Annotated in this window: 10 protein-coding genes and 1 riboswitch; of the genes, 6 read left to right on the forward strand and 4 right to left on the reverse strand. The window is 67.7% G+C overall.

The annotated features are described in order from the left end of the window. Window positions 1–226 precede the first annotated feature (226 nt). Window positions 227–321, forward strand: a riboswitch (TPP riboswitch). The 5 genes from thiM (at window position 311) to IEY43_RS14320 (ending at window position 6,017) form a co-directional block, all read left to right on the forward strand. Beyond that, entirely contained in the window at window positions 311–1,105 is a 795-nt protein-coding gene (gene thiM, locus IEY43_RS14300) for a hydroxyethylthiazole kinase (protein WP_188949254.1), read from the forward strand. It overlaps the preceding riboswitch by 11 nt. Further along, the gene (thiE, locus tag IEY43_RS14305) at window positions 1,098–1,739 is read left to right on the forward strand and encodes a thiamine phosphate synthase (RefSeq protein WP_188949255.1); all 642 of its coding nucleotides are present in this window, start codon (window positions 1,098–1,100) and stop codon (window positions 1,737–1,739) included. The genes thiM and thiE overlap by 8 nt, the downstream gene beginning before the upstream one ends. Then, window positions 1,736–3,160: a bifunctional hydroxymethylpyrimidine kinase/phosphomethylpyrimidine kinase gene (thiD, locus tag IEY43_RS14310; RefSeq protein ID WP_229777426.1), complete on the forward strand. Its 1,425-nt coding sequence runs from the start codon at window positions 1,736–1,738 to the stop codon at window positions 3,158–3,160. Before thiE ends, thiD begins: the two co-directional genes overlap by 4 nt. A gap of 34 nt (window positions 3,161–3,194) precedes the next feature. Continuing rightward, window positions 3,195–4,466, forward strand: a complete 1,272-nt coding sequence (locus IEY43_RS14315; RefSeq protein WP_188949257.1) for a uracil-xanthine permease family protein — start codon at window positions 3,195–3,197, stop codon at window positions 4,464–4,466. Window positions 4,467–4,610: 144 nt separating this feature from the next. Next, window positions 4,611–6,017 carry a sugar porter family MFS transporter gene (locus tag IEY43_RS14320; RefSeq protein WP_188949258.1) on the forward strand — a complete coding sequence of 469 codons (1,407 nt, stop codon included), beginning with the start codon at window positions 4,611–4,613 and terminating at the stop codon, window positions 6,015–6,017. 93 nt (window positions 6,018–6,110) lie between these two features. Here the strand turns inward: IEY43_RS14320 and IEY43_RS14325 are convergent, their stop codons facing one another. Next, window positions 6,111–9,299, reverse strand: coding sequence for an HAD-IA family hydrolase (locus IEY43_RS14325; RefSeq protein WP_188949259.1), 3,189 nt, complete (start codon window positions 9,297–9,299; stop codon window positions 6,111–6,113). Between the two features lie 95 nt (window positions 9,300–9,394). On the opposite strand from IEY43_RS14325, the gene IEY43_RS14330 reads away from it, so the two are divergent. Next, window positions 9,395–10,372, forward strand: coding sequence for a hypothetical protein (locus IEY43_RS14330; RefSeq protein WP_188949260.1), 978 nt, complete (start codon window positions 9,395–9,397; stop codon window positions 10,370–10,372). Here IEY43_RS14330 and IEY43_RS14335 read toward each other — a convergent pair. Genes IEY43_RS14335 through IEY43_RS14345 form a run of 3 tightly spaced genes read right to left on the reverse strand, consistent with a single transcriptional unit; the run spans window position 10,369 to window position 12,785 of the window. Further along, a complete protein-coding gene (locus IEY43_RS14335; protein ID WP_188949261.1) occupies window positions 10,369–11,094 on the reverse strand; it encodes a glycerophosphodiester phosphodiesterase family protein in 726 nt (241 codons plus the stop codon). The two genes, IEY43_RS14330 and IEY43_RS14335, sit on opposite strands and share 4 nt — an antisense overlap. After that, complete coding sequence (locus IEY43_RS14340; RefSeq protein WP_188949262.1) at window positions 11,091–11,885, reverse strand: HAD family hydrolase; 795 nt, start codon at window positions 11,883–11,885, stop codon at window positions 11,091–11,093. Before IEY43_RS14340 ends, IEY43_RS14335 begins: the two co-directional genes overlap by 4 nt. Beyond that, window positions 11,886–12,785, reverse strand: coding sequence for a carbohydrate kinase family protein (locus tag IEY43_RS14345; RefSeq protein ID WP_188949263.1), 900 nt, complete (start codon window positions 12,783–12,785; stop codon window positions 11,886–11,888). Window positions 12,786–12,790 lie beyond the last annotated feature (5 nt).

The raw sequence follows: 12,790 nt of genomic DNA on the forward strand, positions 1-12,790 counted from the left end.
CTTTGCGCGCTGCCGTTTGCCGTAGGGGCTATGCGCAGTCTCGACCGACGCGCCGACGACCTCGAAGGATCGGACCCTGAAATCTCCAAAGCCCTTCGAGAAGCCCGCAAGAATATCGATCGCGGCAGGGGTTACGAAGATCCGAGGCTATAGCGGCCAGCGTCTGCGGACCGGGTCGCCGCGGCGTTAGGATTTGTCCTCGCGCGGTTATCTGCGTACCCTCGGGATCAGTGACACGGGGTGTCGGAGAAGCCGACTGAGATGAGACCCGTTGAACCTGAACTAGGTCAAGCTAGCGGAGGGATGTCGCATGACTCTGCCTATTGTTGCCCGCAATTACCGGGAACAATCCCCCTTGGTGTTCTGCCTGACGAACACCGTGGTTGCCAATTTCACCGCCAACGTGCTGCTGGCTTCCGGCGCGGCCCCGGCCATGACGGACCTGCCCGGGGAAGCCGGGCCGTTCGCCGCGGTCGCCTCGGCCATGCTGGTCAACCTGGGCACGCCCACCACCGAACAGCTGCGTGCCATGGAAGAAGCCGTCGAGTCGGCGAGCGCCGCAGGCACCCCCTGGGTGCTTGACCCGGTGGCCGTCGGTGCGCTGCCGGTGCGCACCGAATTCGCCCAGCGCATCGTTGCCCGGCGCCCCACGCTGATCCGCGGCAACGCCTCGGAAATCATGGCGCTGGCCGGATGGGAATCCTCCGGCCGAGGTGTGGACTCGCTGGACAGCGTGCAGGAAGCCATCGCCGCCGGGCGCGAGCTGGCAGTGAAATACGGTTCGGTGGTCGCGATTTCCGGCGAGGCGGATGCGGTCATCGACGCGCAGCGCACCGTGCTGGTGCACACCAACGGCATCGGCCTGACCCGCATCACCGGCGGCGGCTGCGCCCTGGGCGCGGTATGCGCAGGCATGCTCGCGGTGCACGAGGACCCGTTCGAAGCCGCCGTGGCGGCCCACGGATACTACGGCCTGGCCGCCGAAAAGGCGCTGGCCGCCAGCTCCGGGCCGGGCAGCTTTGCCGTGGCCTTCCTTGATTCCCTGGCGGCCGTCGAGCCCGCCGCACTTGAGAGCCTGAACTGTGAGGAGACGACCCATGCGTGAACTCGGAGCCTACCTGGTGGCCAACACCGCCAGCTGCACCCCGCACAGCACCCTTGAGGTGATCGAAGCAGCCGTGGCCGGCGGGATCCAGTGGATCCAGCTGCGCGCCAAGGAGGAAAGCGCGCGCGAGTTCTTCGAGCTGACGCTCGCCGCCGCGAAGCTGACCGAAGGCAAGGCCGAGCTGCTGGTCAACGACCGCATCGACGTGTTCCTGGCCGCGCGCGCCGCGGGGGCCGCGGTGACCGGCATCCACATCGGGCAGAAGGATGTGCCGGTGCATCTGGCCCGCCAGTTGCTCGGCGAGGGCATCATCGGGCTGAGCGCCTCCACCGAGGAGCAGATCGCCCAGGCCAATCGCGATGCCGCGTTCATCGACTATCTGGGGGTGGGTGCCGTGCGCGCCACCCCGACCAAGAAGGACCACCCCACCCCGCTGGGCCTGGACGGCTTCGCGGCGCGCACCGGGTGGACCGAGCTGCCCTGCGTGGCCATCGGCGCGGTGACCGCCGACGACGCCGCAGCCATCCGCGCCGGGGGCGGCGCCGGGCTGGCCGTGGTGCGGCCGGTCTGCCAGTCCGCTGATCCGCGCGCCGCCAGCGCCCAGCTGGTCTCCGCATGGGAGGCGGCGAAGTGAACATCCTTTCCATTGCTGGTTCCGACCCGTCCGGCGGCGCCGGCATCCAGGCTGACCTGAAGACCATCGCCGCCAACGGCGGCTACGGCATGGCGGTGATCGCGGCGCTGACCGCGCAGAATACCCTCGGGGTCAGCGGCGTGCAGGCCATCGGCGCGGACTTCGTCACCGCGCAGCTCGAAGCGATCAGCGCGGATGTACGCATCGACGCGGTGAAGATCGGCATGCTCGCCAACCAGGAGATCATCGACGCGGTGGCCGCCTGGCTGGATACCGTCAGCGTCCCGGTGGTGCTTGATCCGGTCATGGTGGCGACCAGCGGCGATGCTCTGCTGGAAGACGCCGCCGCGCTGCACCCGCTGCTGGCCCGCGCCACGGTCATCACCCCGAACACCGCCGAGCTCGGCGCGCTGCTCGGCGTTGCCGCCGCGCAGGACTGGTCGGGCGCCCTGGACCAGGCGCAGCGCCTGGCCGAGGCCCATGACGTGCTGGTGCTGGCCAAGGGCGGGCACCTGTCCGGGGCGCAATGCCCGGACGCGCTGGTCTCCGCCGCCGGGGTGCTGGCAGAATTCACCTCCCCGCGCCATGCCACCAAGAACACCCACGGCACCGGCTGCACCTTGTCCAGCGCGCTGGCCACCCGCTTTGCCGCGACCGGCGACTGGTCCGCGGCGCTGGAGCAGGCCAAAGGGTACCTGGACCGCGCCATCGGCGCCGCGGATCAGCTGCAGGTGGGCTCCGGGCACGGCCCGGTGCACCACTTCGTCGACTTCTTCGGTGCCGCGGATCCGATGGCCGCGTGGTGGGAGGACATCGCTCCGCTGCGCTCGGGCATCGACGAGCTGGCATTCATCGTGCAGCTGGCCGACGGCACCCTGGAGCGCGAGAAGTTCGAATACTACCTGGCGCAGGACGCGCTGTACCTGCAGCGCTATGCGCAGGTGCTCGCGCAGGCCAGCGCGCTGGCCCCGGAGCTGGATTCCCAGCGTTTCTGGGCCAGGGGCGCCGGGGAGATCCTGAAGGGCGAGCTGCAGCTGCACCGCAGCCGCCTGGTGGAGGGGCTGGCGAATCCGTCGGCCACCACCTTGAACTACGTGAACCACCTGGCCTCGTGCAACACCAGCTATCCGGAGCTGATCGCCGCGATCCTGCCGTGCTACTGGCTGTACCAGGACATCGGCAAGCGCCTGGCCGCGGCCAACCACGAGGGGCATCCCTACGGCGACTGGCTGCAGACCTACGCCTCGGAGGAATTCGACGCATCCACCGCGCAGGCCATCGAGATGGTGCGTGATGCCTGGATGCTGGCCGATGCCGGGCAGCGCGAACGGATGCGCCAGGCATTCCTGCGGTCTTCGGAACATGAGCTGGCCTTTTTCGCCCAGGCCCATGCCGAGAGCGTAGAATTCTCTACGGCCTAAAACGCGTTAAGGCCGCAGAGTCTGGAGGAACTGCATGAGTTGGAGCATTCACGGCAACGGCAAGACGATCACCCCCGGTGAAGTCGTTGCCCCGGATGAGCGGCTGCACTGGCCGCAGACCATCTCCATCGGCACGCAGCACATCCTGGCGATGTTCGGCTCCAGCATCCTGGTCCCGACCATCACCGGGTTCCCGGTCACCACGACCCTGCTCTTCACGGGTGTGGCGACCATCCTGTTCCTGCTGATCACCCGGAACAAGGTGCCCAGCTACCTGGGGTCCTCCTTTGCGCTGATCGCCCCGGTGGTGGCCACCACCAAGGCCCACGACATGTCCGCGGCGCTGGGCGGCATCGTGATGACCGGCGCGCTGCTGTTCCTGGTGGGCGTGGTGGTGCAGAAGACCGGCACCGGCTGGATCCACGCGCTGATGCCGCCGGTGGTCATGGGCACCATCGTGGCGCTGATCGGACTCAACCTGGCCGGCGCCACACTCAAGCCGATGCAGGACTTCCCGGCCACTACCTTCCTGACCGTGATCGCCACGGTGCTGGCCACCGTGCTGTTCAAGGGGCTGCTGGGACGGTTGTCGATCCTGGTCGGCCTGGTGGTCGGCTACCTGATCGCGCTGGCCCAGGGACAGGTGGACTTCTCCGGGCTGGCCGATGCCGACTGGCTCGGCCTGCCGATCTTCAACACCCCGAGCTTCCATTTGGACACCGCGCTGATGTTCCTGCCGGCGGTCTTCGTGCTGATCGCGGAGAACATCGGCCATGTGCGCACCGTGGGCGTGATGACAGGCCGCGACCTGTCAGCCTTCAATGGCCGCGCGCTGATGGCCGACGGCGCCGCCAGCATGGTGGCGGGATTCGGCGGCGGCTCGGCCACGACCACCTACGCGGAGAACATCGGCGTCATGGCCGCCTCCCGCGTGTACTCCACGGCCGCCTACTGGGTCGCGGCGATCGCCGCGATGGCCCTGGCCTTCATGCCGAAGGTGGGTGCGCTGATCGGCACCATCCCGGAAGGCGTGATCGGCGGGCTGGGCATCGTGCTCTACGGCATGATCGGCATCGTGGGCGCGCGTCTGTGGATCGAGTCCAAGGTGGACTTCGGCAATCCGATCAACCTGATGACCGCGGGAACCGGCCTGATCATCGCCATCGCGGTGACCAGCGAGATCACTTTCGGGCAGTTCCAGCTGGGCGGCATTGCGCTGGGAACCATAGCCACCCTGGTGGTCTTCCACCTGATGAGCATCGCGGCGAAGCTGCGCGGGAACGACCTGTCCCAGACCAGCGCCTAGTTTTCACTTTTTCAGCGCTGCGGCGGCCGGCATCCCCACGGGGAAGCCGGCCGCCGCGGCCATTTAAGCCGCCGGGCCAAACCTATAGTAAGGATGCCTTCCAAAAAGTGACGCGGAGCCATCACTCCGCTACGATGGGCAACTATGACTGCGACCACATCTGATGGAAAGATCTCTGCACGCCTGATTTTCATCGCCCTCGGGGCGGCGTTGGGCGGTTTCGTCTTCGGCTACGACTCCTCGATCGTGAACGGCACGGTGGACTCCGTGGAGCACGAGTTCGCGCTCAACGCGGTGACCGTCGGCTTCACCGTGTCCTGCGCGCTGCTCGGCGCAGCCCTGGGCGCCTGGGTGGCCGGCGTGGTCTCCGAGCGCGTGGGACGCGTGCGCACCATGCTGATCGCCGCCTGCCTGCTGCTGGTCTCCGCCATCGGCTGCGGACTGTGCTTCAGCGCCGTCGACCTGATCATCTGGCGCATCGTCGGCGGCATCGGCGTGGGCTTCGCATCGGTCATCGCCCCGGCCTACATCGCGGAGATCTCCCCCGCAGGCCACCGCGGACGACTGGGCTCCATGCAGCAGATGGCCATCGTGCTGGGCATCTTCGTGGCCTTCCTGGTCAGCGCGCTGCTGGTGTTCGTGATGGGCTCGGCCGACGCGGTGGGCCTGTTCGGGCTGGCGGCCTGGCGCTGGATGTACTTGTCGCTGGCCGTGCCCGCGGTCATCTACGGACTGATGGCCCTGCGCCTGCCCGAATCCCCGCGCTACCTGGTGGAGCGCGGGCGCTACGTCGAAGCGGCCACCGTCCTGACGCGCGACATGGGACTGGAGCCGGGCAAGTCGACCGAGGACAAGATCGAGGAAATCCGCGCCACGGTCCACGTCGAGCGCCGCCAGCAGTTCAAGGACCTGCTGGGCCGCTTCGGGTTCCACCCGCTGGTGTGGGTGGGCATCCTGCTCTCGGTCTTCCAGCAGTTCGTGGGCATCAACGTCATCTTCTACTACTCGACCACGCTGTGGAAGTCGGTGGGCTTCACCGAATCCGATTCCTTCACCATCTCCCTGATCACCTCGGTCATCAACGTGTTGGCCACGATCGTGGCCGTGCTGCTGATCGATGTACTTGGCCGCAAGCTGCTGCTGATGATCGGCTCCGGGCTCATGACGTTGTCGCTGGGCGCGATGAGCCTTGCGTTCGCGCAGGCAGTGACCGTTGACGGGGCGCTGTCGCTGCCCGGCTCCTGGGGCGTGGTCGCGCTGGTCGCGGCGAACTTGTTCGTGATCGGCTTCGGCGCCACCTGGGGCCCGGCGGTGTGGGTGCTGCTGGGCGAGATCTTCCCGAATTCCATTCGCGCGCTGGCCCTGGGCGTGGCCGCTTCCGCCCAGTGGATCGCCAACTTCGTGGTCTCCACGACCTTTCCGGCGCTGGCCGAAGCCGGGCTGGCCCTGGCCTACGGCATCTACGCGTTCTTCGCCCTGCTCTCCCTGGTCTTCGTCGCCTTCATGGTCCGCGAGACCAAGGGGCGCACCCTGGAGGACATGACGCTGTAGCCGCCGCCTGGATGGCTCAAGCAAGTAGGCGGGAACCCACAACAGTTCCCGCCTCCTTGGACTTTTAATGGCTATTGCGCAGTGTAGCCGCCGTCACCAGGGCTTGATCGGCACCTCGGCCCCAACGTCAGCCTGCAGCGAGAGCACGTGCTCCAGTGTCGGGCGCCCTTCGAGCAGCGGTCCCTGGCCATCGAGCTTCACCGTGACGGTCTCATCCACCGGCAGGTCCAGCTGCTCTCCGCGTACCCACACCGGGCGCGAATGCGGGCCGCGCAGGGTGAAGTCGATGGAGTCCTGGCGCAGCGTGATGCGGATGCTGGTTCCGTGCCAGGCCAGGGCGAAGCTCATGGAGTTCCATTCCTCCGGAAGCCGGGGATCGAAGCAGAGTCTGTCGTCGTCATCGCGCAGCCCGGCGAAACCGTAGACCAGCGCGGCCCAGACCCCACCGGTGGAGGCGACGTGCACGCCGTCGGCCGTGTTGCCGTGCAGGTTCTCCAGGTCCACGTTCAGCGCATGCTCGAAGTACTCCCACGCAAGGTCCCGGTAACCCACCTCGGCGGCGAGGATCGACTGCACCGTGGCGGACAGCGTCGAGTCGCCTGTGGTCAGCGGGTCGTAGTAGTTGAAGTCGGCGAGCTTCTGCTCCGCGGTGAAATCGCTGGAACGCAGCCACAGCGCCAGCACTGTATCGGCCTGCTTGATGACCTGGAAGCGGTAGATCACCAGCGGGTGGTAGTGCAGCAGCAGCGGGCGCTTGTCCGCTCCGGTGTTCTCCAGGTCCCAGACCTCGCGATTCAGGAAATGCTCGTCCTGCGGATGGATTCCCACCCGTTCCGAGTACGGAATATGTATGCATGAAGCGGCATGTTCCCAACTCGAAAGCTCTTCAGGTTGCAGATTCAGGCGTTTGGCCAGGTCTGCATACGCCTTGGGATGGCGTTGCGCGAATTCGCCCAGCAGCTGCGCGCTGCGGCGCAGGTTGAAGCGCGCCATGACGTTCGTATACAGGTTGTCGTTGACCACGGCGGTGTACTCGTCAGGCCCGGTGACGCCGTGGATATGGAAGCGTTCGCTGTCCCCTCCGCCGCGCCAGAAGCCCAGCGAGGACCACATGCGCGCGGTGCCCACCAGAATCTCGGCACCCCCGGCGATCAGGAACTCGTCGTCCTCCACCGCGGTGACGTAGCGGTTGAGCGAATACACCACATCCGCGTTGATATGGTACTGCGCGGTGCCCGCCGGGTAGTAGGCGCTGGCCTCCTCGCCATTGATGGTGCGCCACGGGAAAAGCAGGCCGTCCTCGTTCATAATCCGCGCCCGGCGTTTGGCCGCCGGGATCATGGCCACGCGGGCGCGCAGCGTGTTCCGGGCCCACTGCTGGTTGGTGTAGGTCAAAAAAGGCAGGACGTAGATCTCGGTGTCCCAGAAGTAGTGCCCGGAGTAGCCGTTGCCGCTGACCCCCTTGGCGCTGATCCCCATGCCGTCCGCCCGGGCCGATGCCTGGGCCAGCTGGAACAGGTTCCAGCGGATCTTGCGCTGCAAGGCCTTATCAGCGCTGTCCACCACGACATCGCTGCGTTCCCAGTAAGCGGCCATGAAGTCGCGCTGGGTGCGGAAATGCTCATCGATGCCCCGGGGCACCAGGTGGTTCAGCGCGCGGTGCGCGCGGTGCAGCATTTCCTCCGCCGGGTGGCGGCGCGAGCAGTGGAAGACCGCGAATTTCGCCACGCGAAGCCCCTGCCCGGCATCCAGCCGCGCGGTGGCCACCTCCTCGGCGCGTTCCTCCGATACCGTGCGGGTGAGGTCCACCAACGGGGTTCCCCCTCCGGTGGTGGTGACCTGATGCTCCACCATCGCGGCTACCGACATGCCGGAGCCGGCCACGTCGTAGGAGATGCCCATGCGGGCCCCGTCGCGGCGGTGGCCGGCCGGCACCAGCGGGTTCACGCTGGCCTCTTCGGCACGGCGCGGGTCGGCGGCCGAGCCGGAACCGTCCAGCTCCCCGGGCGAGGCCACCGGGCGCTGGGAGCGGTAGCCGATCAGCGAGGACTGAACGATCACGTTGGCCGGGGCGTCCAGCAAGCGCACGTGCAGATCCTGCAGAGCCAGGTGCCGGTCGGAGAAGGAGATCATGGTGCGGGCGGTGACCGCGACCCGGTGGCCCTCCGCGGTGCGCCAGACCGTGGTGGCCAGCAGCGCGCCGTCGCGGAAGTCCAGACGCAGGTCGTCGCGCAGCATTTCGGTGCGGCCTATTTCCAGCGCCTCATCGTTGATGAACACGCGCAGGGTCCGGAAATCCGGGGCGCTGATCATGGTCTGGCCTGTTTCGGCCAGGCCGAAGGCGCCCTCCGCATGGCGGATCTGCCAAGTCTCATGCAGCCCGTTGATGAAGGTCCCGCCGACCTGCTCACCCAGCCCGATCTGCGCGGAGCGGCAGCCCAGGAATCCGTTGCCCAGCGAGAACACGGTGTCCTGGGCGCCGGTCTCGTCGCGCCCGGCGTCGCGGGAGATGGACCACGGATCGTACTCCCAGGCGTCGGCGGCCTCCTCCGAGACCAGTTCGGACAAGTCGCCCACCACGAAGTGCGCGCCGGAGGCCATCAGGTCGGCTTCGTTGTCCTCGCGGGCCACGCCGACCACCATGAAGCCGCCGTTCCGGGCCGCGCAGACCCCGCTGGAGGCGTCCTCGATGACCACGCATTCTTCCGGGCGCCAGCCCAGATCGCGGGCGGCGGCCAGGAAGGTGTCCGGCTCGGGCTTTCCGGCCAGTTGGCGGGCGGCGGCCTCGGTGCCGCCCATGACCACCGGGATCAGTTCCCCAAGGCCGGATCCGGCCAGCACGGCTTTGGCGTTGCGCGAGGAGGAGACCACCGCTACGTCCAGACCCGCGGCGAGCACCTGCCGCAAGTAGGCCAGGGAGCCGGCGTAGGGTTCGATGCCGTCACGTTCCAGCACGGCGGTGAACACGCTGTTCTTCATGTTGCCCAGGGCGCAGATGCTGCCGTAGCCCGGCGCGTCGTCCGGGATGCCCCAGGGCAAGTCGATGCCGCGCGAGCCGAGCAGCGCTGCAACCCCGTCGTAGCGGGGGCGGCCATCGAGCAGGCGGAAATAGTCCGCTTCGGTGTAGGGAGCCAGATCGGGGTGTTCGGCTGCGAGGTAGCCGCTGAAAAGTTCATGCCACGCCGAGCGGTGCAGCAGCGCCGTCGGCGTCAGGACCCCATCCAGGTCGAAGAGGACGGCTTTGTAATCACGGTGCCTGTAGCTGGGTCGAAAAGCGTTCACGCTCGAAATCCTTCGAAAGAGGGGCAAAGTACTGGCCGTGATTCCTACCGTAGCAACTCATTGCGCACTTGACCCGGCATACTACGATTAAGAATGTGGCTCAGTGGATAGATGTGTGGAATAGCGATGACTGGCGTGAAGCGGCCGCCGAATGGATCGACCAGGCGTGCAGCGCCTACAAGATTTCTCGGGTTGGCGGCCCGGATTTTTGGCCTGCCAGCCTGCATCAGATCTCGGCGCTGGTGCAAACCGACGCCGCCGACCTGATCTTCAGCGCCAATGCCCCGGGGCTGGCCGCCGAGGCGGCCGCGACAGTGAAGGCCGGCGAACTGCTGCCGGACCGCGTGGTCATGCCGTTGGCAATCGACCGCATGGCCGGGTACATGCTCAGCCCGGACTTCGGGCATACCATGATCGACCTGGGCCATTCGACGGAGAACTGGGAACTGGCGATGGCTTCGCTCGGTTCCTTCCAGGTGGCGCTCATGGGCCACGAGGAAGACTTCTTCAACGCCGGCGTGACCGTGGTGGATCCGCAGTTCCTGCCCGAGCAGTTCGAGCAGGCACTCATGCTGCATGTTTCGCTGGATCCCGCCCACCCGCTGTACCTTGACCCGGCCCGCGCCGATGCGCTGGTCGCCAACGTGGACGCGCTCTCCCGTGCGGCCCAGGCACTGCATGCCGGCCCGGTGCCGCTGAGCCTTGAGCACGGCGGCTTCGACCTGGCGCAGGTGGTGGTCCCGGCCGAACCCGGCGAGCACGGACGTATCCTGAACCTGGGCGCGGCCCACTGGGCGCACCCGTTCTCCTCGCTGGCCGCACCGCTGGCGTCGATGACCGAGGCCTGGAACTGCAGCGTGGAGGATGAGCGGGTCATGCGCGCGCTGGCGGCCTACCTGGACGAGTTCTCCGCCTACGGCACCCCGGACGACCTCTACGACCTGGTGGCCCCGGCCTGCCTGGTGGCCCCGCTCGCGCAGCACGAAACCTGGCTGCGCCTGCTGCTGGACGCCGGCGACGAGCAGCTCAGGGAGAACGCCGCGCTGGTACTGGATACCCTCGCGCTGGCCTAGGCCTGCGCGCCGAGCACCTTCACCAGCAGCTCCGCATCATCGCTCATGATGGCGTCGACGCCGCGGGCGGCCAGCAGCCGCATGGTCGGCTCGTCATTGACGACCCACACGTGCACCTGCGCGCCGGCGCGCTGCACCGCGCGCACGAAGCGGGCTGTGGCCACGGGGATGACGCCTTGCTTCAGCGGGACCTGCACGGCCCAGAAATCACGGATCAGCCGGTGCGGGACACGTCCGAAGAGGTGCGCGCAGAGCCAGATCAGCACCATGTCGCGCTGCCCCGGCGAGCGCCGGACCGGTTTGGAAAGCAGCGCGGCGACCGCGGCGCTGCGCCTGGTGTCGAAGGAGGCCAGCGCGATGGAGTCGTGCGCCTGGCGCCGTTCGATGAGTTCGGCCAGCGGGCCGATGACGTGCTCGTCCTTGACGTCCAGGTTCAGCAGGGCCTGCGGGAAGGCGTCCAGCAGCATATCGAGGGTGCACAGCGGCTGGCCCCCAGCGCGGACCTGCGCCAGCTGCGCATCCGAGTAGTCGTTGAAGCGTCCGCTCGCGGTCGTGACCCGGTCCAGGGTCTCGTCGTGGAACAGGTAGACCGTGCCGTCCGCGGAAGCATGCACGTCGGATTCGAGGTGGTCCACACCCAGGTCCACCGCCCGCTGGAAGGCGATGAGGGTGTTCTCCTCCAGCCCGGTGCGCACTCCCCGGTGGGTGAAGGCGCGGGTCATGGCAGCAGTGCCTCGATGACCTGGGCGACGCCGTCCTCTGCCAGCGGCGGGGCGACATAGCGGGCGGAGGCCAGCGTGAGCGGGTGCCCGGACGCCATGGCGTAGCCGTGGCCGGCGAACTGCAGCATCTCGATGTCGTTGGGCATGTCGCCGAAGGCCATGACCTCTTCCGCACCGATGCCCAGCCGGCGGCAGTACTCGTCCAGCGTGGTTGCCTTGTGGATGTCCACGTGGGCCATTTCCAGCAGCGAGACGTCGAAGGCGGAGTGGGTCACGGAGAGCAGGCTGTCCAGCTGCGGGGCGACCGCGGCGTAGAAGTCGTCCATCGGCATGCGCGGTGAGCGCGCCAGGAATTTCACGATGCCTTCGGCGTCGATCGTGTCGCTGGACAGGTCCAGCGGAGCCTGGATGCCGAAATTGTGGTGGCGGTCGGCGAAGCCCTCGCCCAGATGCAGCCCCTTGGTGGTTTCCGCCGCGAAGGCGGCGTGGGGTTCGTGGTCCAGGATGATCTGCGCGGCCTTCCGGGCGGTTTCCACCGGCAGCGTGCGCGACCAGATGACCTGGTCGTGCTCCAGGTCGTAGAGCAGCGCTCCGTTGGAGCAGATGACGGTTCCCATCTCGCCGAAGGATTCGATCACCGGGGTCAGCCAGCGGAACGGGCGTCCGGTGACGAAAACGATCTGGATGCCCGCGTCCCGGGCTGCGAGGAACGCCTGCCGGGTGCGGTCGCTGATCGAACCGTCATGGTTGACAATGGTTCCGTCCAGGTCCGAGGCAATCAGCTTGATCATCTACAGCTCCTCGCGGCGCGGCGGGTTGGCCCCGGCGCGCTGCACCGTCACCGAGGCGGCGCGGGAGGCGAAGTCCAGCGCCTGGGCCAGCTGCTCGACCTGCAGGTCCGCCAGCTTGGCGCGGTTGGCCGCGCCGAGGGTGCCGTGCTCGGCCAGCCAGCACAGCAGCGCCGCGGTGAACGTATCGCCGGCGCCCACGGTGTCCGCGACCTCCACTGCCGGGGATTCATGGGCGGTGTCGCCGGCGCGCACCACGCCCCAGGAGCCGCGCGATCCGGAGGTCGCCACGATCAGCGCCGGTCCCAGCGCCAGCCAAGCGCGGGCCGAGTCCTGCACCGAGCGCATGGGGTAGAGCCATTTCAGGTCGATGCCGGAGACCCGGACCACGTCGGCCTGTCCAACGAACTGCTCCACCTGGGTGACGGTCTGCGCGTGGCTGGAGACCAGCGAGGGGCGCAGGTTCGGGTCGTAGCTGATGGTCGCGTGGGCGCGGGCCGCGCGGAGCAGCGGCAACAGCTCGTCGGGGCTGAAGAGCGTGGCGATGGAGCCGGTGTGCACCAGCTCGGTGTCCTGCGGCAGCTCGGGGCCGATTTTCGGCATCTGCCAGTAGGCGTTGAAGGTGAAGCTGGCGCCGCCGGCCGGGTCCAGGATGCCATGGGCCAGCACGGTCGGCTCGCTGTCCTTGCCGCCGATGTAGCGCACGTCGTTGCCGGCCAGGTAGGACTCGATCTTGCGACCGTTCTCGTCGTCGCCCCAGCGGGAAATCAGGGTGCCCGGGTAGCCCAGCCGGGCCAGGGAAACCGCCACGTTCAGCGGAGATCCGCCCACGAATTCCTGGGCCGGGGCGATGCCTGAGGCCAGGACATCGACGAGCGCTTCGCCGATGACGGTCGGGTTCATGTTGC

The organism is Glutamicibacter protophormiae, from assembly GCF_014647495.1.
GTDB classification, from domain to species: Bacteria; Actinomycetota; Actinomycetes; order Actinomycetales; family Micrococcaceae; genus Glutamicibacter; species Glutamicibacter protophormiae.